At 67.1% G+C, this 18,965-nt stretch carries 22 protein-coding genes, 1 tRNA gene and 1 other RNA gene; 12 read left to right on the forward strand and 12 right to left on the reverse strand.

The genetic code is table 11. The annotated features are described in order from the left end of the window. The first annotated feature begins 3 nt into the window (after positions 1 to 3). Positions 4 to 1,485 carry a CYTH and CHAD domain-containing protein gene (locus C1A30_RS05875; protein ID WP_101947670.1) on the forward strand — a complete coding sequence of 494 codons (1,482 nt, stop codon included), beginning with the start codon at positions 4 to 6 and terminating at the stop codon, positions 1,483 to 1,485. 5 nt (positions 1,486 to 1,490) lie between these two features. On the opposite strand, the gene rnpB is transcribed toward C1A30_RS05875, so the two are convergent. Beyond that, an RNA gene (rnpB, locus tag C1A30_RS05880) (RNase P RNA component class A) lies at positions 1,491 to 1,889 on the reverse strand. Positions 1,890 to 1,908: 19 nt separating this feature from the next. On the opposite strand from rnpB, the gene C1A30_RS05885 reads away from it, so the two are divergent. From C1A30_RS05885 to C1A30_RS05895, 3 genes are read left to right on the forward strand one after another with little or no spacing between them, the layout of a single operon-like run. Next, positions 1,909 to 2,361, forward strand: coding sequence for a helix-turn-helix domain-containing protein (locus C1A30_RS05885; protein ID WP_101947265.1), 453 nt, complete (start codon positions 1,909 to 1,911; stop codon positions 2,359 to 2,361). Between the two features lie 10 nt (positions 2,362 to 2,371). Further along, on the forward strand, positions 2,372 to 2,809 hold the full coding sequence (locus C1A30_RS05890; RefSeq protein WP_101947266.1) for a VOC family protein: 438 nt from the start codon (positions 2,372 to 2,374) through the stop codon (positions 2,807 to 2,809). Continuing rightward, positions 2,810 to 3,325 carry an isoprenylcysteine carboxylmethyltransferase family protein gene (locus C1A30_RS05895; RefSeq protein WP_101947267.1) on the forward strand — a complete coding sequence of 172 codons (516 nt, stop codon included), beginning with the start codon at positions 2,810 to 2,812 and terminating at the stop codon, positions 3,323 to 3,325. It begins immediately after the preceding gene. On the opposite strand, the gene C1A30_RS05900 is transcribed toward C1A30_RS05895, so the two are convergent. After that, positions 3,304 to 4,737 carry an HNH endonuclease signature motif containing protein gene (locus C1A30_RS05900; RefSeq protein WP_101947268.1) on the reverse strand — a complete coding sequence of 478 codons (1,434 nt, stop codon included), beginning with the start codon at positions 4,735 to 4,737 and terminating at the stop codon, positions 3,304 to 3,306. The genes C1A30_RS05895 and C1A30_RS05900 overlap by 22 nt on opposite strands. Positions 4,738 to 4,803: 66 nt before the next feature. Here C1A30_RS05900 and C1A30_RS05905 point away from each other — a divergent pair, with 66 nt between their 5' ends. Together C1A30_RS05905 and C1A30_RS05910 are read left to right on the forward strand one after the other, a co-directional pair. Next, positions 4,804 to 5,316 carry a methylated-DNA--[protein]-cysteine S-methyltransferase gene (locus tag C1A30_RS05905; RefSeq protein WP_101947269.1) on the forward strand — a complete coding sequence of 171 codons (513 nt, stop codon included), beginning with the start codon at positions 4,804 to 4,806 and terminating at the stop codon, positions 5,314 to 5,316. Then, positions 5,316 to 6,032: a 2OG-Fe(II) oxygenase gene (locus C1A30_RS05910; RefSeq protein ID WP_101947270.1), complete on the forward strand. Its 717-nt coding sequence runs from the start codon at positions 5,316 to 5,318 to the stop codon at positions 6,030 to 6,032. The genes C1A30_RS05905 and C1A30_RS05910 overlap by 1 nt, the downstream gene beginning before the upstream one ends. Before the next feature lie 4 nt (positions 6,033 to 6,036). On the opposite strand, the gene C1A30_RS05915 is transcribed toward C1A30_RS05910, so the two are convergent. After that, positions 6,037 to 6,651 (reverse strand): bifunctional 2-polyprenyl-6-hydroxyphenol methylase/3-demethylubiquinol 3-O-methyltransferase UbiG, encoded by a 615-nt coding sequence (locus C1A30_RS05915; RefSeq protein ID WP_101947271.1) that lies wholly within the window; start codon positions 6,649 to 6,651, stop codon positions 6,037 to 6,039. After that, on the reverse strand, positions 6,638 to 7,597 hold the full coding sequence (locus C1A30_RS05920) for an NAD(P)/FAD-dependent oxidoreductase (RefSeq protein WP_101947272.1): 960 nt from the start codon (positions 7,595 to 7,597) through the stop codon (positions 6,638 to 6,640). Before C1A30_RS05920 ends, C1A30_RS05915 begins: the two co-directional genes overlap by 14 nt. Positions 7,598 to 7,644: 47 nt before the next feature. Between C1A30_RS05920 and C1A30_RS05925 the strand changes: the two genes are divergently transcribed. Next, positions 7,645 to 8,217, forward strand: a complete 573-nt coding sequence (locus C1A30_RS05925) for a helix-turn-helix domain-containing protein (protein ID WP_101947273.1) — start codon at positions 7,645 to 7,647, stop codon at positions 8,215 to 8,217. Here the strand turns inward: C1A30_RS05925 and C1A30_RS05930 are convergent, their stop codons facing one another. From C1A30_RS05930 to cobC, 4 genes are read right to left on the reverse strand one after another with little or no spacing between them, the layout of a single operon-like run. Further along, positions 8,218 to 9,306, reverse strand: a complete 1,089-nt coding sequence (locus tag C1A30_RS05930; RefSeq protein WP_101947274.1) for a bifunctional RNase H/acid phosphatase — start codon at positions 9,304 to 9,306, stop codon at positions 8,218 to 8,220. Beyond that, entirely contained in the window at positions 9,303 to 10,040 is a 738-nt protein-coding gene (locus C1A30_RS05935; protein WP_101947275.1) for a zinc ribbon domain-containing protein, read from the reverse strand. Before C1A30_RS05935 ends, C1A30_RS05930 begins: the two co-directional genes overlap by 4 nt. Further along, a complete protein-coding gene (locus tag C1A30_RS05940) occupies positions 10,037 to 11,164 on the reverse strand; it encodes a Nif3-like dinuclear metal center hexameric protein (protein ID WP_101947276.1) in 1,128 nt (375 codons plus the stop codon). The genes C1A30_RS05935 and C1A30_RS05940 overlap by 4 nt, the downstream gene beginning before the upstream one ends. Further along, positions 11,161 to 12,123, reverse strand: a complete 963-nt coding sequence (gene cobC, locus C1A30_RS05945; protein ID WP_235009706.1) for an Rv2231c family pyridoxal phosphate-dependent protein CobC — start codon at positions 12,121 to 12,123, stop codon at positions 11,161 to 11,163. Before cobC ends, C1A30_RS05940 begins: the two co-directional genes overlap by 4 nt. Positions 12,124 to 12,216: 93 nt before the next feature. Between cobC and C1A30_RS05950 the strand changes: the two genes are divergently transcribed. Genes C1A30_RS05950 through C1A30_RS05960 form a run of 3 tightly spaced genes read left to right on the forward strand, consistent with a single transcriptional unit; the run spans position 12,217 to position 14,205 of the window. Next, complete coding sequence (locus C1A30_RS05950; RefSeq protein WP_235009660.1) at positions 12,217 to 12,894, forward strand: HAD-IA family hydrolase; 678 nt, start codon at positions 12,217 to 12,219, stop codon at positions 12,892 to 12,894. After that, entirely contained in the window at positions 12,887 to 13,381 is a 495-nt protein-coding gene (locus tag C1A30_RS05955) for a low molecular weight protein-tyrosine-phosphatase (protein ID WP_101947278.1), read from the forward strand. The genes C1A30_RS05950 and C1A30_RS05955 overlap by 8 nt, the downstream gene beginning before the upstream one ends. Beyond that, positions 13,381 to 14,205 (forward strand): SURF1 family protein, encoded by an 825-nt coding sequence (locus C1A30_RS05960; protein WP_101947279.1) that lies wholly within the window; start codon positions 13,381 to 13,383, stop codon positions 14,203 to 14,205. The genes C1A30_RS05955 and C1A30_RS05960 overlap by 1 nt, the downstream gene beginning before the upstream one ends. Here C1A30_RS05960 and C1A30_RS05965 read toward each other — a convergent pair. Then, a complete protein-coding gene (locus tag C1A30_RS05965; RefSeq protein ID WP_101947280.1) occupies positions 14,159 to 15,118 on the reverse strand; it encodes a cobalamin biosynthesis protein in 960 nt (319 codons plus the stop codon). The genes C1A30_RS05960 and C1A30_RS05965 overlap by 47 nt on opposite strands. 35 nt (positions 15,119 to 15,153) lie before the next feature. Here C1A30_RS05965 and C1A30_RS05970 point away from each other — a divergent pair, with 35 nt between their 5' ends. After that, complete coding sequence (locus C1A30_RS05970) at positions 15,154 to 15,981, forward strand: oxygenase MpaB family protein (RefSeq protein ID WP_101947281.1); 828 nt, start codon at positions 15,154 to 15,156, stop codon at positions 15,979 to 15,981. 27 nt (positions 15,982 to 16,008) lie between these two features. Here the strand turns inward: C1A30_RS05970 and C1A30_RS05975 are convergent, their stop codons facing one another. After that, entirely contained in the window at positions 16,009 to 17,502 is a 1,494-nt protein-coding gene (locus C1A30_RS05975; protein WP_101947282.1) for a cellulase family glycosylhydrolase, read from the reverse strand. 402 nt (positions 17,503 to 17,904) lie between these two features. Here C1A30_RS05975 and C1A30_RS05980 point away from each other — a divergent pair, with 402 nt between their 5' ends. Next, the gene (locus tag C1A30_RS05980) at positions 17,905 to 18,300 is read left to right on the forward strand and encodes a VOC family protein (RefSeq protein ID WP_101947283.1); all 396 of its coding nucleotides are present in this window, start codon (positions 17,905 to 17,907) and stop codon (positions 18,298 to 18,300) included. Positions 18,301 to 18,353: 53 nt separating this feature from the next. On the opposite strand, the gene C1A30_RS05985 is transcribed toward C1A30_RS05980, so the two are convergent. Together C1A30_RS05985 and C1A30_RS05990 are read right to left on the reverse strand one after the other, a co-directional pair. Beyond that, positions 18,354 to 18,683, reverse strand: coding sequence for a hypothetical protein (locus C1A30_RS05985; RefSeq protein ID WP_101947284.1), 330 nt, complete (start codon positions 18,681 to 18,683; stop codon positions 18,354 to 18,356). A gap of 189 nt (positions 18,684 to 18,872) precedes the next feature. Further along, positions 18,873 to 18,944: transfer RNA gene (locus tag C1A30_RS05990), tRNA-Val, on the reverse strand. Positions 18,945 to 18,965: the final 21 nt, after the last annotated feature.

The following is an 18,965-nucleotide window of genomic DNA, read 5'->3' on the forward strand; positions in this document are numbered from 1 at the left end:
ACCATGTCGAAATCGGGTAAGCAGGGGAAATCCAGGCATCTGGAGGTCGAGCGCAAGTTCGAGGTGTTCGAGTCGACCGTGAGCCCGTCGTTCGACGGGCTGTCGTCCGTCGCGCGTGTGGAGCGTCAGCCGGCGCAGCAACTCGACGCCGTTTATTTCGACACGCCCGCCCATGATCTGGCCGTCCGCCGTGTCACGTTGCGCCGCCGCACCGGAGGCCCCGACGCCGGTTGGCATCTGAAGTTGCCTGCGGGACCGGACGCCAGGACCGAGGTGCGGATGCCGCTCGGCGACAGCGACGACGACACCGTGCCGAGCGACTTGCTGGACGTCGTGTTGGCCATCGTGCGTGATCGTCCGGTGCGGCCCGTGGCGCGCATCTCGACCCGTCGCACGGTCGACATGCTCTACGGCGCGGACGGTCGCCCGGTGGCGGAGTTCTGCGACGACGACGTGGTGGCGCGCGCCGAGGACGACGAGGAATCTGAGCAGCGGTGGCGTGAATGGGAGTTGGAACTGGCCCAGGGCGCCGACCGCGATCTGCTGAACCGGTTGGCGAACCGGTTGCTCGACGCGGGCGCAGTACCGGCCGGACACGGTTCGAAGTTGGCGCGGGTGCTCGAGGACCCCGAAGCCGCCCCGCCGCCTACCGACCCCGTGCACACGGCGGTTGCCGAGCAGGTGGAGCAACTGCTGGTGTGGGACCGCGCGGTGCGGGCCGACGTGTACGACGCTGTGCATCAGATGCGGGTGACCACACGCAAGATCCGCAGCCTGCTGCAGGCCTCGGAGGATGCGTTCGGCATCTCCGATGACGCCTGGGTTCTGGACGAGTTACGGCAATTGGCAGCGATTTTGGGCGTCGCCCGCGACGCTGAGGTGCTTGCCGAGCGGTATGAGAAGGCGCTGGACGAACTGCCAGAGGACCTGGCGCGTGGGCCGGTGCGGGAGCGGCTGGTCGACGGCGCCAAGAAGCAGTACAAATCCGGGCTGCGGCGGTCGCTGATCGCGATGCGGTCCGAGCGCTACTTCCGGCTTCTGGACGCGTTGGAAGGTCTGGTGGCCGCGGAACCGCCGCCTGCGGCTCCCGGCAGCGAACCGGCGGCGCTGACGATCGATTCGGCCTACCGGCGGGTGCGCAAGGCCGCGAAGCACGCGGCCGCCGCGGCCGACGAGGACCGCGACGAGGCGCTGCACCGAATCCGCAAGGGTGCCAAGCGACTTCGGTACACGGCGGCGGCCACCGGCAAGGACAAGGTGTCGGCCCGCGCCAAGACCATCCAGACGCTGCTCGGCGACCACCAGGACAGCGTGGTCAGCCGTGCGCATCTGAGCCGTCAGGCCGAGGCCGCCCATGCCGCCGGCGAGGACACCTTTACTTACGGGCTGCTCTACCAAATGGAGGGCGAACTCGCGCAGCGGTCCCGCGCGCAACTGGACAAGGCGCTGCGCAAGCTCGAGCGGTCGGTGCGCAAGTCGCACTGAGCGGGCGGATGAGTTGGCCTGTAAGCCGGATTCTGTCCCTCGCCGCCGTCTGTTAAACGGCGGCGAGGCGGCGACCATCCATCTGGACACACCGTTGCCGGGTGCCTCAAGCGGCCTACCCGCAGGCTCGGGCGAGCAACCCTCAAACGCCTGCGCGACCGCACCAGGTGCGGTCTTCTTGGCCTTGCTTCGGGTGGGGTTTGCCTAGCCATTCCGGTCACCCGGAATGCTGGTGCGCTCTTACCGCACCGTTTCACCCTTACCACCGTCACCGGTGGCGGTCTGTTTTCTGTGGCACTTTCCCGCGAGTCACCTCGGATTGCCGTTAGCAATCACCCTGCTCTGTGAAGTCCGGACTTTCCTCGAACCACGTTGCCGTGATCCGCGGCCGCCCGGCCAACTCATCCGCTCCATAATAATCGCATGACGCAGGTTCCCCCCGTCCGCTATCTGCAGCGGGCGAAGGATCTGGTCGACGCCCGCTACGCCGAGGCCATCACCGTCGACGACCTGGCCGCGGCGGCCGGGCTGTCGCGGGCCCACTTCAGCAGGATGTTCACCAAGGCGTTCGGAGAGTCGCCGCGGTCGTATCTGCAGTCCCGGCGCCTCGAACGGGCCGCGGCACTGCTGCGCTACACCGACCGCTCGGTGGCCGACATCTGCGTGATGGTGGGACTGCAGAGCGTCGGATCGTTCACCACCAGTTTCGCCCGGGTCTACGGGCTGCCGCCGGCCGCGTATCGCGCCAGCATGCCGCCCGCCGCGATCCATGCCCGCGTGCCGAGTTGCATCCTGCGCCGCGACACCCGCCGCCCCGCCGACAGCCGCGTCAAGACAGCACACGGGAAGAAGACGGGCGACGGCGACCGACCGTAGCGTCGAGGCCATGATGAAAATTGGCAGCGCCCACCTGTGGGTGCACGATCAGGAAGCGGCGCTGAAATTCTGGACCGATCTGGTCGGGATGGAAGTGCGTCAGGATGTGTCCTTCCCCGAAGAAATGGGCGACTTCCGTTGGCTCACAGTCGGTCCGCCCGGCCAGGATGACGTCAGCCTCGTCTTGATGGCCGTGCCCGGCCAGCCGGTGATGGACGCGCCCACCCGCCAACAAGTGCTCGACCTGACGGCCAAGGGCTTCGCGGGCACGGTCTTCCTCACCACCGACGACATCCAGCGCGACTACGACGAAATGACTTCCCGCGGCGTCGAGTTCACCGAGCCGCCACACCAGATGCCTTACGGAATCGACTCCGGATTCCGCGATCCGTCGGGAAACAGCGTGCGACTGACCCAATTAGCGCCGCCTCCGGCCAATACTGTGTAGGTGCGCACCTCGACCGCAGCGGTCGGTTCGGCGGCCTTCTTCGTGGTGGCCCCGGGCACCTTCGCGGGACTGGGCCCATGGCTGATCACCCGATGGGAGATCCCGGAGTCCAGTCCCCCGCTGCGGGTGGCGCTCGGGGTGGCGCTGATCGTGCTCGGCCTCATCCCGCCGGTGCACGCGTTCGTCCAGTTCGCCAAGGCCGGTGGCACGCCGATGCCCGCCGCGCCGCCGGAACAGCTTGTCGTATCGGGGTTCAACCGGTTCGTGCGCAACCCGATGTACGTCGGACTGCTGACGGTGATCCTCGGCCAGGCACTGCTCTTCGACAACCCGTGGCTGGTGCTCTACGCCGTCATCGGCTGGATCGCGACGGCGTCATTCGTGCACTGGTACGAGGAACCGACCCTCGTGAAGTCGTTCGGCGAGCAATACGAGGAGTATCGCCGCAACGTGCCTGCCTGGACTCCACGCCTGACGCCGTGGCAGCCGGCGTCTCAGAATGGTGGTGGTTCGTAGTTTTCGGCGAGCCAGGCTTGGCGTTGGCGTTCTTCGTCGGCGATCAGGTCGCTGCGTTGGCGGCGTTCGGCGGTGATGCGGTCGCGGCGGTTCTGCTCACGGGTCTGCGTGCGCCGCGGCATCATCACCTCCCGATACCGCCCAGCCTCTGGCTGCACACCGGGCACCACTAACGCCTCGATGGGCTGGCCCAGGGTGGGAAACAACGCCGCCCCATGCGCTTCACACTCGTAGGTGTGTCCGGTGGGGCTGGTCAACACGATCGTGCCGTCGGGCTTCTGCTGCTCAGCCCACCCCGGGTGAAACGTCTTGATCAAATGATGAAGCCGGCAGTAATGCTTGAGCTCTGAGACATGGGTGAGCCCACCGGGATAGGGCACCGTATGGTCCAAATCGCAGTGGGCGACCGGTTTATCGCAGCCCGGCCAGCGACACGTCAGATCCCGGCATCGGGTGAACTCCCGCGTCACCGCCGAAGGCCGATACCCCGGATCCGGCGTCGGACTCGGCACCACCACCGGCTTGAGCTGCGCGCCGCGGGCCACGGTGCGCACGGATTCGGCGGGCAACACCCCGAACCCGGCCAGATACCCCGGCGCATCACTGCTGCCCGCCACGGTGGCCTGCTCGGCCAGCACATGAATGACCACCGACGCCGCCGCAGCCGCCTTGTCCCGTTCGACACCGGCCGGGCAATCCTCCCGCCCGCACTCACAGGCCAGGGTGGCTTCCCCGCGGCCCAACGCCCCACCCGCGGCCGCGCGACGCTGCTGATGGCTACGCGGATCCTGCGGGCACACCGTCGCGGCGATCACATCCAACCGCGCGGTCAACGCCGCACCATCCTCAGCGCGCATCGACCCACTGATGAGGGTCATCCCCGGCTGCGTCGGCGAAGCGGTGAGGTCGAGATAACACTGCTGATCCACCGTCGCCGGCACCCGCACCCCGGCCGGATCAAAAGTGGCCACCCACTGATCCACCCGATCCCGCAGTTTGGGCGCCGACAGTTTCATCCACTTACCGCATTGCTCGGCGATCGCCGAATCCAACCCCGGCATCACCGCATCCTCGACGTTCTCAGTCCGCGCGACGATCGTCGCGACCAGCCGGTAGTCGATCACCCCGGTCATAAACACCCGCGCCACCCGCGGCAGCCGATGCCACAAATTACAGGCGAACTGCACCTGGGCCACCGCCCGGGCATGACTGATGTGCTGCACCGCGGCGATCTCAGCGGCCACCCCATCGCAATGATCAGCCATCCACCACCGACACTCGGCCAACGGTTCCCTGCGCCGCACGAACAACTCCGCCACCGCGGCCAGCCGTTGAGCGATCGCCGTCGACTCATCACGCGTCGACTCACCCATCACCTCGATGAGCTCCCCATCCCCAAACCCCTCGAACACATGTTCGACACTGCCACACGACTACGACAAATCTCACGCATCCGCCCCCACCTGCGTCTACAAGGCATGAACACCCGACATGCGGTAATCGAGAGCCCGCTCGGCGAACTGACCCTCGTCGCCGAGGACGACGCGCTGACCGGCCTGTACTTCCGGCACCACTGGTATCGGCCCGCTGACGACGCGGTGGGCCCGAGGGTCGACGCCGACGCCGACGAACTACTCGCCAGGGCACGGACCCAACTGCTCGACTATCTGGCGGGCCGCCGCGGCGGATTCGCACTCCCCACCCGCCTGCACGGCGACGAAACCCAGCGGCGCATCTGGCATCTGCTGAGCACCATCCCGTACGGCGAGACGATCACCTACGGCGAACTGGCCGCCGTGGTCGGCGACGGCATCACCGCCCGCGAGATCGGGCAGGCGGTCGGTCGCAACCCGCTGAGCATCGTGATCCCGTGCCACCGGGTACTCGGCAAGAACGGCAGGCTGACCGGATATGCGGGCGGACTCCGACGGAAGCAACTTCTGCTGGAATTGGAGGAACCGAGCGCGGTGAAGGAGGCGCGGTTGTTCTGATGACTTCGACGCCATGGCAGAGGCGGGTCGAGTCCGCCGACTGGGACGCAATCACCGCTGAGCTCAACGACTTTGGAGGCGCGTTACTGCCCCGGCTGCTCACCAAGGCCGAGGCCGAGAAGATCCGCGGGTGCTACCCCGACGACCAGCTGTTCCGTGCGACGATCGACATGCGCAGATACCGGTTCGGCGAAGGCGAGTACAGGTACTTCCAGCAGCCCTATCCCCAACCCATCGAGGCGCTCAAGCAGGCGCTCTATCCGCGGCTACTGCCGATCGCGCGGGACTGGTGGACCAAGCTGGGCCGCACCGCCCCATGGCCGGACACGCTCGAGGAGTGGCTGGACATGTGCCACGACGCCGGCCAGACGAAATCCACCGCGATCCTGCTCAAGTACGCGAAAGGCGACTGGAACGCCCTGCACCGAGACCTCTACGGCGACTTGGTCTTTCCGCTGCAAGTGGTGATCAACCTCAGCGAACCCAGTGTCGACCACACTGGCGGCGAGTTCCTGCTCGTCGAACAGCGTCCGCGCGCGCAGTCCCGCGGCACCGCGACGTTGCTGCCGTTCGGTCACGGGTTCGTCTTCACCACCCGTGAGCGTCCCGTCGAATCAACCCGCGGTTGGTCGGCATCCCCCGTGCGACACGGCGTTTCGGCCGTCCGCTCAGGTGAGAGGTTCACCCTCGGACTCGTCTTCCACGACGCCGCGTGAGCTCTCAGCGCCGCCGCAGCACGATCACGTTGTCCGTCCACGTCGCGGTCTGTCCGGCCACTTCCCGCTCGACTGCATCGACACGTTCGCGCTCCCACTCGTCGCCGAGTTCCAGCCCTTCGATGACCTGCTCTGCGCTCGGGAAGTCGTGGTGGTGATGGTCGAGCTCCGATGCCCAGGGCGGTGGCCCCGCGTGATCGACGATCACCAACGCCCCGCCGGGGCGCACCGCGGTCGCGGCGCGCCGCAACACTTTTGGCCGGTCGAACGGGATCATCGAATGCAGGAATTGCGCGGAAATCAAATCGAAGGTGCCGTCGGGAAAGCTTTGCGAGAGGTCGCACTGTTCGAAGCGGATCCGGTCGCTCACCCCACGCTCCTCGGCGCCTGCGGCGGCCCGCTGCAACGCGATGTCCGAGATGTCTACGGCGACGACGGTCCAGCCGCGCTCGGCGAGCCACCACGCGTCGGCGCCCTCCCCACAACCGAGGTCCAGCGCATGGCCCGGCGGAAACGACGAAACGATCTCCGCCAGACGGACATTGACCCGACCGCTCCATCGCTTGTCGCGTTCGGCGTACCGCTGCTCCCAGTGTTCCTTCGCATCAGGCGTCGACATGTTCACTCCATTCCGGGACGGGCAGTCCACAATCGTCGGCCAGCAGGCTCTGCACCACCGACATACCGGCCAGCGAGCCGGCCGCAATGGCCGAGGCGACCGAGGGCGGCAACACTGTACTGAGGTCACCGGCCGCGAAAACCCCTGGCGCAGAAGTGCGGCACAGGCCGTCCACCTTCACCGGTGTCTCGCCGAACGGCGTCGCCTCTCCAGGCTCCGCTCCGAGTTGCTCAGCCAGGCGCGAGCGCTGATGCAGTGTGGTGGCGGCAAGCAGGCCACGACATTCCAGTCGGCCGCCGTCGGTGAACTGCACGGCTTCGAGTTGACCGTCGCGCCCGGTGAGTTCGGCCACCGAGCGCTCGTCGATCTTGACCGCTGCCGCGGTCAGCCGGGCCCGGTCGTCATCGCTGAGATCCGCCTCGCCGTCGGTCAACAAGATCAGATCTTCGGTCCACCCGCGCAACAGCAACGCCGAATGGATCGCCTTCTCGCCGCGGGCCAGCACGGCAAGGGGCCGATCGCGCAGTTCCCAGCCGTCGCAGAACGGGCAATGGAAAACCGAGCGACCCCAATACTCTTTCAGTCCCTTCACCTCAGGCGGCCGGTACTCCATACCGGTGGCGAGCACCACCCGACGCGTCTGCTCACCGGACCCGTCGGACAGCTTCAGGTCGAACGCGTCGCCGACCCGCTCCCCGGAGACCACCTCACAGTTCCGTACCTCGACGGTCGGATACTTCGTGAGCTCCCGACGGCCGATCTCGTACAGTTCCGCAGGCGACCGGCCGTCATGCCCAAGCAGGCCTCCGACGCCATGTGCGGCCAGGTTGCTCTGATTCCCCGCGTCGACGACAAGCGTTCGCCGCCTGGCCCGGCCCAGCACCAGCGCGGCGCTCAGGCCTGCCGCACCGCCGCCCACGACGACGCAATCCCATTTCGAGTTCATGCTTCGAGCTTGCCCAAAACCACGTGGATCAATCAAACTCTCTTGCCATGGAGGCAAAAAGCCCCGACTTCGACCTGCGGGTCCGGCAACGGCTCAAGCAACTGCGCACACAGCGCGGACTGACCCTCGAGGACGTGGCCAGCAGATCGAACATCGACGTGTCGACGCTGAGCCGGTTGGAATCCGGAAAGCGCCGCCTCGCACTCGACCACCTGCCGCGACTGGCCACCGCGCTGTCGGTGAGCACCGACGAACTCCTGCGCACGCCGGAGGCCGAGGACCCGCGCGTGAGGGCCGGTTCGCATACCCACCACGACGTGACGTACTGGCCGCTGACCCGCGCCGGTCCCGCGGGCGGCTTGCACGCGTACAAGATCCGCATCAACGCGCGGCGGCGCACCCCCCCCGCCGAACTGCCGGTGCACGAAGGCCAGGACTGGATGTACGTACTGTCGGGCCGGCTGAGGTTGATCCTCGGCGACAAGGACTTCATCATCAAACCCGGTGAAGCCGTGGAGTTTTCGACATGGACTCCGCATTGGTTCGGCACCGTCGACGGACCTGTCGAGGCGATCACACTGTTCGGGGTGCACGGCGAAAGGCTGCACCTGCACAGTTGACTACAGGTAGGCCGTCTGGTTGACCAACCGCACCGAGGCCACGCCGTCCGGATAGAACTCCGCGATGGACAGCGAAGCGAGGTCGAGATGTAACCGGTAGAGGATGCCGGGGCCCGCGTCGAGTGCCGTCCGCAGCAGCGTCTTGATCGGCGTCACATGCGAAACCACCAACACTGTTGCACCGGCGTGCTCGTTGATGATTCGCGCCTGCGCGCGTCGCACCCGCTCGGCGACACTGTCGAAGCTCTCGCCGTCAGGAGGGGCGATGCCGGCGTCGCGCAGCCAGCGCCGGTGTTGGTCGGGGTCACGCTCGGCCGCTTCGGCGAACGTCAAGCCTTCCCATGCCCCGAAGTCGGTTTCGATCAGATCGTGGTCGACCGCGACGTCGAGGCCGAGCGCCTTGGCTGCCGTCGCCGCCGTGTCGTACGCCCGCTGCAACGGCGAGGAGATGACGGCATCGATGCCGCCAGTTCGCGCGAGAAACTGTGCGGCCGCCTCCGCCTGCTGGCGTCCGACATCGGTCAGCGCAGGGTTGCCGCGGCCGGAATACCGCCGCTCCCTTGATAATTCAGTTTGCCCGTGGCGCAGCAGCAGAAAGCGGGTCGGCGCGCCGCGCGCACCGGTCCAGCCAGGGGACGACGCCACCGGTTGCGGTTGCTTCGGCTCTGCGGCCGCCTTCTCGAGTTCGGCCGCCGCATCCATCGCCTCGTTGGCCAGCCGATCGGCGTGGGCGTTCTTGGCGCGCGGGATCCAGGTGTAGCTGATCCGGTCGAACCGCCCCGCCAGTGCCTTCGCCTGCTGATGCAGCGGTTCGATATCGGGATGCTTGACCTTCCACCGGCCCGACATCTGTTCCACCACAAGCTTCGAGTCCATCGAGACCTCGACCTCGGTGGCGCCGAGTTTTGCCGCTTCCTCCAGGCCCGCGATCAACCCGCGATATTCGGCGACGTTGTTGGTGGCCCGCCCGATCGCCTGCTTGCTCTCGGCAAGCACCGCGGTGCGGTCGGCCGTCCACACGACCGATCCGTAGCCTGCGGGCCCCGGGTTTCCGCGCGAGCCGCCGTCGGCCTCGACTATCACCTTCACGCGCCGACTCCCTTGACTCGCAGCAGAATTGCGCCGCACTCGGGGCAACGCAGCACCTCGTCGTCGGCGGCGGCGGAGATGCGTGCCAACTCGCCGCGGTCGATCTCGATCCGGCACGCCCCGCAGCGACGGCCTTGCAGCACGCCTGCGCCTGCGCCACCGCGCGCACGCTGACGCTCGTACAACCCGACCAGATCGGGGTCCAGAGCGGCCACCAATTCGTCTCGGCGAGAAAGGGATTGGTGTTTGAGCTGATCTATTTCGCCTCGTGCGTCATCGCACGCCTGCTGCGCCTCGGCGAGCTTGGTCTGCAACTCGTCGATTCGGGCGAGCTCGTCGGCCTGCTGGCTCTGCAATTCCTCGCGACGCTCCATCACCTCCAGCAGCGAATCCTCGAGGCTGGCCTGACGCCGCTCCAGCGTCTCGAGTTCGTGCTGTAGGTCGGTCAGCTGTTTGGCGTCGACAGTGCCCCCGGACAGCAGCGACCGGTCGCGGTCCTCGCGCTGCCGGACAGAGTCGATCTCAGACTCGAACTTGGCCACCTGGCCGTCGAGGTCTTCCAGTGCGATCTGCACCGCGGCGAGACGGTCGTTGGCCTCTCGATGCGCCGACTGCGCCTCCTCGAGCTGCTGTTGGGCGGGCAGGTTCTTGGCCCGGTGCGCGATGCGGCTCAGCTCGGCGTCGAGTTCGGCCAGCTCGAGCAACGAACGTTGTTGCACTACTTCTGCTTTCATGTTCCGTTTCTCTCGACGTTCCACGGATCGGTGCGCACCGTCGACACCCGCACCGGCAGCCTTTCACCGAAATGGTTCCGCAACAGTTCGGCCGCCTGTGTGCACCAGGGGTATTCACTGGCCCAGTGCGCGACGTCCACCAGCGCGACGTCCGACGCCCGCCGGTGCTCGTCGGCGGGATGGTGGCGCAGATCGGCGGTGACATAGGCCTGCACGCCTGCGCCAGCGACCCTGTCGAGCAGCGAGTCACCCGCTCCCCCGCACACCGCCACCCGCGACACCATCGCCGCCGAGTCGCCTGAGGCGCGCACGCCCCACGAGGTGCCTGGCAGTGCGTCGTGGACGCGGGAAACGAACGCGGACAACGGTTCCGGCCGGGGCAACGTGCCGATGCGGCCCAACCCGACGTCGCCGGGGACCGCGGCCAGCGCGAAGATGTCGAACGCAGGCTCCTCGTACGGATGCGCAGACCGCAAGGCGGCGAGCACATGTGCGCGCAACCGGGTCGGCGCGACCATCTCCACCCTGTCCTCGGCCACCTTCTCGACGCTGCCCACGCTGCCGATCGCAGGCGACGCGCCCTCGTGCGGCAGGAACTGTCCGGTGCCGGGCACACTCCAGCTGCAGTGCGAATAGTCGCCGATGTGGCCCGCGCCGGCGGCGAACATCGCCTCGCGCACCCCGTCGGCGTCGGAGCTGGGCACGTAGACCACCCACTTGTCCATGTCACCGCTCACCGAGATCGGCTCCAGCACCTCTTCGACGGTCAGCCCCAGCGCACTTGCCAGCGCGTCGGACACGCCAGGCGTCGCCGAATCGGCGTTGGTATGAGCGGTGAACAACGCCCGCCCAGTGCGGATCATCTGGTGCAGCAGCGCGCCCTTGGCGGTGCTGGCGGCGACGGTGTCGACACCGCGCAACAACAGCGGGTGGTGCGCGAGCAGCAACCCGCTATCGGGTACTTCGGCGACGACGGCCGCAGTGGCGTCGACCGCGACGGTGACGGTTTCGACGGTCTCGGACGGGTCCCCGCAGACCAGGCCGACTGAATCCCAGCCCTGCGCCAGCCGCGGCGGATAGGCCTCGTCGAGGACACCGATGATCTCGGCCAGTTGGACGCTCATCGCAACGACTCCGCGATCGCGTCGACGAGGACGGGCCAGTGCGGGCGCACGGCCGCGCGCAGGTATTCACCGTCCAGGCCGACGAACGTGTCACACCGGCGCACAGCGATTCCCTTGCCGTCCAGAATCTTTCGCATCAGTTGCGCGTCCGGGACGGTGAACAGTACGAATGGGGCGCTGCCGTCGATGACATCCAGGCCGATGCTACTCATGGCGTCGACCATCGCGGCGCGCAGTGCACCAAGCCGGTGTGCACCGCGCTGCGCCTCGGCGACCGCCTCCGGTGTGTTGCACGCCGCAATCGCCTCGAGTTGAAGCGTGCCGATCGGCCAGTGCGGCCGCCGCGCGGTCATCCTGTCGAGGACCTCCCGCGGGCCCACCGCGTAGCCGACGCGCAGCCCGGCCAGCGCCCAGGTCTTGGTGAGGCTGCGCAGCACCACCACGTCGGGAAGCGATTCGCCGGCCAGCGACTCACGCTCATCCACGACGGCGTCCATGAACGCCTCGTCGACCACGACGACGCGGCCCGGCCTGCGCAGCGCAAGGATCTGCTCGCGGGTATGCAGCACGCCGGTCGGGTTCGTCGGATTGCCGACGACGACGAGATCGGCTGCGTCCGGCACGCGGGCACCGGCCAGGCCGAACGGCGGGCGCAGCACCACATGCCTGACCGGGACACCAGCGTCGGCCAGCGCGGCCTCGGGCTCGGTGAAAGAGGGCGCGATCAACGCGGCGAGCCGCGGCCGAAGGTTGGCCAGCATCGCGAAGGCTTCCGCCGCCCCGGCGAGCGGCGCCACCTCGTCGGCGACGCGGCCGTGCCTGGCGGCCACGGCGTGCACAGCGCGGCGCTCGTCGGCTGCGCTGGGATACCGGCCGAGGTCGGCCAGTCGCGCGGACAGCCGGTCGACCAGCCACAACGGCGGCTCGGTGGCGCGAACGTTGACGGCGAAGTCCAGCATGCCGGGTATTGCGGCCTGGTCGCCGTGGTAGCGCGCAGCCGCACGAGGATGACTGGCCACAGCACGACACTAGACGTCGGCGACAATGGAGTCGTGACAGAAACCCTGCGCAGTACCGTCGCGACGCGCCCGCAGTTGGTGCTGTTCGACCTCGACGGCACCTTGACCGACTCGGCACAGGGCATCGTGTCCAGCTTCAAGCACGCGCTCGGTGAGGTCGGCGCCGTGGCCCCCGACGGCGCCCTGGCCAGCCGCATCGTCGGCCCGCCGATGCATCACACGCTGCGCGAAATGGGGCTCGGCGACGACGTCGACGCCGCGATCGCGGCCTACCGGGCGGACTACAGCACCAGGGGCTGGGCGATGAACAGGCTCTTCGACGGGATCGCCGCCCTGCTGGCGGATCTGCGGGCGGCCGGCGTGCGGTTGGCGGTGGCCACCTCGAAGGCGGAGCCGACGGCGCAGCGCATCCTGGCGCACTTCGGTCTCGACGGGCACTTCGAGGTAATCGCGGGCGCCAGCGTCGACGGCTCCCGCGCCACCAAGTCCGACGTGGTCGCGCGCGCCCTCGCCCAGTTGCAACCGCTGCCCGACCGCGTGCTGATGGTCGGCGACCGGTCCCACGACGTGGAGGGGGCGGCCGAACACGGCATCGAAACGGTGGTGGTCGGCTGGGGCTACGGCAGTGCGGACTTCGAGGGTCCCGACGCCGTCAGCGCGCTGGCGCACGTCTGTACGGTCGACGACCTTCGCGAGGTGTTGGGTGTCTGAGCCGCTACACGTCACGTTCATCTGCTCCGGGAACATCTGCCGGTCGCCGATGGCGGAGAAGATGTTCGCCCACCAGATCCAGCAACGGGGGCTGTCCGACGCGGTCCGCGTCACCAGCGCGGGCACCGGCAGTTGGCACGTCGGCGATCCCGCCGACCGGCGCGCGTCACACGTGCTTCGCGAACACGGCTATCCCACGGCGCACCGGGCCGCGCAGATCGACGACGATCACCTCTCGGCGGATCTGGTCATCGCGCTCGGCCGCAACCACTTCCGCATGCTGCAGGAAATGGGGGTGCCTGCCAACAGGATCCGGATGCTGCGGTCGTTCGATCCGCGGTCAGGAGCGCACCCCCTCGACGTCGAAGATCCGTATTACGGAACGCATGACGATTTCGAAGACACGTTCACCGTGATCGAGGCGGCCCTGCCGGGGCTGCACAGTTGGGTGGACGAACAGTTGGCGAGCCGGGGAATCGCAAGCTGATGCTCAAGCGGTGGAGCTTTCTCCTGCGGCCGGCGTGGCTGGCGCTGTTCGTCGTGGTGATCGCGTTCGCGTACCTGTGCTTCACCGTCCTCGCGCCGTGGCAGCTGGGCAAGAACACGAAGACGTCGCGGGAGAACAACCAGATCTCAGCGTCGCTGACGGCCGACCCGGTGCCGTTGAAAACGTATCTGCCGCATCAGGATTCGTCGGCCCCGGACGCCGAGTGGCGGCGGGTGACGGCGACGGGGCACTACCTGCCCGACCAGCAGGTACTGGCCCGGCTTCGCGTGATCGAAGGCGATCCCGCGTTCGAGGTACTCACGCCGTTCGCTGTCGACGGTGGGCCGGTGGTGCTGGTCGACCGCGGATACGTCAAGCCCGAGCAGGGCTCGAACGCGCCGCCGATCGCGGCTGCGCCGACCGGAACCGTGACGATCACCGCACGGCTGCGCGACTCGGAGCCGACAGTGCAGGGCAAGGATCCGTTCCGGGAGAACGGCGCACAGCAGGTGTATTCGATCAACACCGCGCAGATCTCCGAGCTGGTCCGAACACCGCTGACCGGGTCGTATCTCCAACTGGTCGAGAACCAGCCCGGCGGGCTCGGCGTCATCGCCTTGCCGCAACTCGACGCGGGCCCGTTCCTGTCGTACGGCATCCAGTGGATCGCGTTCGGCATCATCGCCCCGATCCTGGTGGGCTACTTCGTCTACGCCGAGGTGCAGCAGCGCAGGCGGGAGAAGGCCGCCGCGTCGACTGCCGAGCGCGACGCCCCGCTCACCGTCGAGCAGAAACTCGCCGACCGATACGGCAGGCGACGCTGACACTGGTCGCCGTCGCCGCGGCCTGCACGATGCGTGACAACCGCACCGCGCGACCCAGATCGGCGACCTGGGGAGGCCTGCCGTCGCCGAGCGTCGGCCTGATCTCCAGCTCGTGGGCGTACTGCGTGGGCCCACCGAGTCGTACCCCCAGCGCACCGGCGAAGGACGCCTCCACGACGCCGGCGTTGGGGCTGGGGTGGCGGGCCGCGTCGCGGCGCCAGGCCCGCAACGCCGCAGCGGGAGAACCGCCGACCAGCGGGGCGCACAGCGCCACCAGCAGGCCTGTCACACGGGCTGCGAGGTAATTCGCCGCATCGTCGAAACGTGCTGCGGCCCAACCAAATCGGGCGTACCGGGGCGACTTGTTGCCGATCATCGCGTCGAGCGTGTTCGCGCCGCGGTAGACGAGCACCGCGGGGACCCCTCCGATCGCGGCCCACAACACGGGGGCCACATGGGCATCGGAGGTGTTCTCGGCGATCGATTCCAGCGCCGCGCGCGCCAACCCTGCCGAATCCAGCGCCGCGGGGTCACGTCCGCACAGCGACGGCAGTAGCCGCCGGGCGGCTTCGACGTCGCCGCTGTCGAGCAGGGCGGCCATCTGGTGTCCGGTGCGGCCCAGCGACGTTCCACCGAGCGCGACGAATGTGGCCGCCGCCGTCGCCACGGCCGTCCACACCGGTCCCCCGCGGCGTTCGACGGCCACACCGAAAGCACCGAGCGAGCCGAGCAGCACCCCGACGTGCACCGCCCCGGCGCGGCGGGAATCGGCGTAGGTGCGCTGTTCCAAAGCGGCTGCCGCGTCACCGAACAGCGCCACCGGATGGCCGCGACGCGGGTCGCCGAACAGCACGTCGGCGAGATAGCCGGCGGTGATCCCCGCAACGCGCGCCTGACACGCCTGCACAAACACTCCGGGAGCGTCTCACAAGTGGTCTACTCGATCTCATGAGGCTGGGTCCGCCCCGGCGCCCGACCCGGGTCGCCGATCTGCTGAACCCCGCCGCGGTGCTGCTGCCTGCGGCGAACGTGATCATGCAATTGGCCTCGCCGGGAGTCGGGTACGGCGTGCTGGAGAGTCCGGTCGACAGCGGCAACGTCTACAAGCATCCGCTGAAGCGGTCCCGCACCACCGGCTACTACCTCGCCGCGGCGACCGTTGGCACCGACGCGGACCGTGCGCTGGTGCGTCGGGAAATCGACAAGGTGCACACCATGATCCGGTCGCGCGCCACCAGCCCGGTGCGATACAACGCATTCGACCCGCGGCTGCAACTGTGGGTGGCGGCCTGTCTGTACCGGTATTACGTCGATCAGCACGAATTTCTGTATGGCCCACTGGATGACGACGCCGCCGACGCCGTGTATCAGGACGCCAGGAAGCTGGGTACCACGCTGCAGGTCCGCGAAGACATGTGGCCGCCCGACCGGGCCGCGTTCGACGAGTACTGGAAGCGCTCGCTCGAGGAGCTCCGCATCGACCCTCCGGTGCGCAAGCACCTGTACGGCGTCGCGGCGACGGAGTTTCTGCCGACACCGCTGCGGCAGTTGATCGGGCCGCTGAATCTCTTTGCGACGACCGGGTTTCTGCCACCGGAATTCCGCGATCACATGCAGTTGAAATGGTCCCGGGATCAGCAGCGGTTGTTCGAGCTGCTGCTGTTCGGCTTGCGCGTCGCCGACCGTGTCATCCCGCGAGACTTCTGGTTGTTCACCTACGAGCTGTACTTGCGCAACATGCGGGCCCGAGCACGCCTCGGAAGGCGAGTCATCTGACCCGCCTTCCGAGCGCGTCCCCTCGGATTATCCAGTGGAGTCGCTTGACGAGTCGCTGTCGCTCGACGAGTCCGTGCTGCTCGCCGACGATCCGCTGTCGCTTGTGCCGCTGGACTTAGACCCGGAGGTACGCGACGTACTGGACGTACCCGTCGTGTCATTCGTCGACGTCGATCGCGTTGACGTCGAGCGGGTCGATGTCGACTCTGCCGTCGGCTCAGCCGTCGACTCTGCCGTTGGTTCTGCTGTGGCGGTAGCCGTTGGCGCCGTTGATGTTTCGGTCGTCGCGGTGGACGGCGTCAACGTGCTCTCCGGGATCTCGGTCGCAGCCACCGGAGCCAACGTCGCGGTCCTCGATTCCGTAGAGACGTCGGTCGCCTCCGCGGTGTCCGTCGTCGCGGTCAACGTCACCGTGCTCGGTGGCGACTGTGGATGCGTCGCCGTCCACTGATCGATGACATCGGCTACGGGCTTACGAGACCAGTCCGTCCGCAGCACGCCGAGCGTGTCCTGATCATCGGTGCTACCGGTGGCACGGTCACGCGTGGTGTAGATGAACGACGGGCCGGTGTAATCGTAACCGCTCCAGGTGTTCAGGAAGTTCGAGATGAACTGCGCCTGCTTCGCCTCGCCGCCCTCCGATGTCGGCTGACCATATTCGGTCGCCCAGATCAGCTTGTCACCGTCGCCGTTGGCCACCATCTCCTGGTGCATCAGGTCCAATTGGTTGATCGGCGCCGCGGGGCCGTAGGGCTTTCCCTGCCCGAACGCGACCTGGTACTGGTAGGGGTGATACGACAGCGCGTCGAAATACCCTTGCGCCCCAGCGTCATACATGCCCTCGACGTATTTCGCCGGGCTGATCGCCAGGCCCGGGTAGTCGGTCACCCAGCCGACCACGCCGCCGATGACGGTGGCGTCCGGGTCGGCCTCCTTGATCGCCGGGTAAGCCGCCTGCAACAACTCGGTGTAGCCCGCGGGATCCGGTGACGGATACCAGAAGGTCGTTGCATTGGGCTCGTTCCACACCTCGTACGCAGAGACCTTCCCGGCGTACCGGTCCGCCACTGCGCCAACGAATTCGGCATATTCCGCGGTGTCGGCGGGCGGGCTCGCGGGCGCCGGCTGGCCGGGTTCGGTCGCCCATGCGGGCGTGGAGTTCAGCACACCAAGAATGCCCATATCGCGCTCATAGGCGGAGTTCACCAGGGCGTCGACCTTGTTCCAGTAGAAGAAGTCGTCGGCCAACTCGATTCCGTTCCATGGAATCAGGATTCGGACGTTCTGCACGCCCATGGCCTGCATCTCGTCCAGAGTCCGATCGATGTCAGCCTGTGACATGCCGATGATGTCGGAGTCGGCGAACCCGACGGTTGTGTTGTCTGTGTTGATCGCCGCCATCGTCGCGTATGGCAGCGCCACCGGACCGGAACCCCCGGCCGTCAACAGACTCGCGGCGCCCGCCGAGAACAACGCCGAGGCCGTCACTGCAATACCGATCTTCACGACAGGCCGTCGCATCCGGCCCTGTCTCTTACTTTGCCGCACAGTATCCCCATTTCGTGATCCATTCCCTACCCGGCACCCGCACCGGGCTCATCGATACAACTCTTCGATTCCCAGCAACCGGCTGGTTTAATCCTCAATGCAAGAATTTTTCGTGCTGTACCTGCTAATATGCGGGGGCAACAGCCCGTTTCAGAACCTACTCCAGCGTCAATTGGCAAACACTGGCAAACGCGGGATTGTTTAGTTGCGATAACTAGCCAGTCTGCAGAACATGCGCAATTGCATTTGCTGGATAGCCGCGATCATGGTTGCGTTCCGAAAAGGCAAACCGTCACGGGGTCGTTAGCCCGAACTGGATGCCGCCCGGGGACGTTCAATAGAACAGGTCAACGAAATGAGCAGTGAGGAGTTCCCATGGCGTTCCCCGCCCTCAATCACGTCGCACTCACAGTGAGCGATCTCGACGTGAGCGGTCCCTGGTACCGATCCCTCATCGGGACAGACCCGTTGCTCGACGAGCACACCGACGCCGGCTTCCGGCATCAGGTGTGGGCATTCGACAACGGCACGCTGTTCGGCATCCACCAGCATGACCGCGGAGCCGAAGGCGGACGGTTCAGCGAGTTTCGGGTAGGACTGGACCACGTCGGGTTCGGTTGCGCCGATCGCGCGGAATTGGAGGGCTGGGTCGACCAGCTCGACTCCCTCGGCGTCGAGCACAGCGGAATCGTCGACGAGCATTACGGATCCGGTCTGAGTTTCCGCGATCCCGACGGCAACGCGCTGGAATTCTTCGCACCGCCGTCATAACCGACAAACGAAAACGCCAGGGCGCGTGGCCCTGGCGTCGACGTATTGCGCTGTTACTCGTCGTCAGCGTTTGGGTCCGGGTCGTACTTCTCGCTGCCCGGGCTCATCAGCGTCCGCTGGAAGACCTTGGGGCCCTCCGTCACGAATTTCTGGATACTGCCCTGGAACGTCTGCGGTGCGCCCGCGATGCTGCCGGCAAAGATCAGCGGACCCTGGGTCATGTAGTCGGTGACGCCCTGCTGGTATTGGCTCAACGGGCCGTTGATCTGGCACAGCGGCATCGGCGAGCAACTCACGGAGCTCGACGGCTGAGCCCCGGCGGGCGCGGCGGCCACCACCGCCGCGGCGCCGATTAGCCCGGCTACGATCAAAGTCTTCTTCATTACTTCCCCTCGGTGGTCGTGAATGGGCCGGGCGGTTTACGCCAGCTAACGCAGTGTAGCGGGAACATCCAGGGTTTGCATAGCTTTTGCAGCCACCAGCGACTTAGACAGCCTCGCGAACTTCACGACGAGGGCGAGGCGCAACGGCTACCGCAAATATTTTGCTCACGCAACGAAGTCTCGAATGAGTGGGCGCGGACGGTATCGAACCGCCGACCGCTGGTGTGTAAAACCAGAGCTCTACCACTGAGCTACGCGCCCCTTGCCGGGCAGGCTACAGGC

Origin of the sequence: Mycobacterium sp. 3519A, assembly GCF_900240945.1 — a bacterium.
Lineage (GTDB): Bacteria > Actinomycetota > Actinomycetes > Mycobacteriales > Mycobacteriaceae > Mycobacterium.

Bases quoted from the DNA above. Each gene is read 5' to 3' on its own strand.
- C1A30_RS05875 (WP_101947670.1), top strand. From the start codon at position 4: ATGTCGAAATCGGGTAAGCAGGGGAAATCCAGGCATCTGGAGGTCGAG.
- C1A30_RS05885 (WP_101947265.1), top strand. From the start codon at position 1,909: ATGACGCAGGTTCCCCCCGTCCGCTATCTGCAGCGGGCGAAGGATCTG.
- C1A30_RS05890 (WP_101947266.1), top strand. From the start codon at position 2,372: ATGATGAAAATTGGCAGCGCCCACCTGTGGGTGCACGATCAGGAAGCG.
- C1A30_RS05905 (WP_101947269.1), top strand. From the start codon at position 4,804: ATGAACACCCGACATGCGGTAATCGAGAGCCCGCTCGGCGAACTGACC.
- C1A30_RS05910 (WP_101947270.1), top strand. From the start codon at position 5,316: ATGACTTCGACGCCATGGCAGAGGCGGGTCGAGTCCGCCGACTGGGAC.
- C1A30_RS05915 (WP_101947271.1), bottom strand. From the start codon at position 6,651: ATGTCGACGCCTGATGCGAAGGAACACTGGGAGCAGCGGTACGCCGAA.
- C1A30_RS05920 (WP_101947272.1), bottom strand. From the start codon at position 7,597: ATGAACTCGAAATGGGATTGCGTCGTCGTGGGCGGCGGTGCGGCAGGC.
- C1A30_RS05925 (WP_101947273.1), top strand. From the start codon at position 7,645: ATGGAGGCAAAAAGCCCCGACTTCGACCTGCGGGTCCGGCAACGGCTC.
- C1A30_RS05935 (WP_101947275.1), bottom strand. From the start codon at position 10,040: ATGAAAGCAGAAGTAGTGCAACAACGTTCGTTGCTCGAGCTGGCCGAA.
- C1A30_RS05940 (WP_101947276.1), bottom strand. From the start codon at position 11,164: ATGAGCGTCCAACTGGCCGAGATCATCGGTGTCCTCGACGAGGCCTAT.
- cobC (WP_235009706.1), bottom strand. From the start codon at position 12,123: ATGCTGGACTTCGCCGTCAACGTTCGCGCCACCGAGCCGCCGTTGTGG.
- C1A30_RS05960 (WP_101947279.1), top strand. From the start codon at position 13,381: ATGCTCAAGCGGTGGAGCTTTCTCCTGCGGCCGGCGTGGCTGGCGCTG.
- C1A30_RS05970 (WP_101947281.1), top strand. From the start codon at position 15,154: ATGAGGCTGGGTCCGCCCCGGCGCCCGACCCGGGTCGCCGATCTGCTG.
- C1A30_RS05975 (WP_101947282.1), bottom strand. From the start codon at position 17,502: ATGCGACGGCCTGTCGTGAAGATCGGTATTGCAGTGACGGCCTCGGCG.
- C1A30_RS05980 (WP_101947283.1), top strand. From the start codon at position 17,905: ATGGCGTTCCCCGCCCTCAATCACGTCGCACTCACAGTGAGCGATCTC.
- C1A30_RS05985 (WP_101947284.1), bottom strand. From the start codon at position 18,683: ATGAAGAAGACTTTGATCGTAGCCGGGCTAATCGGCGCCGCGGCGGTG.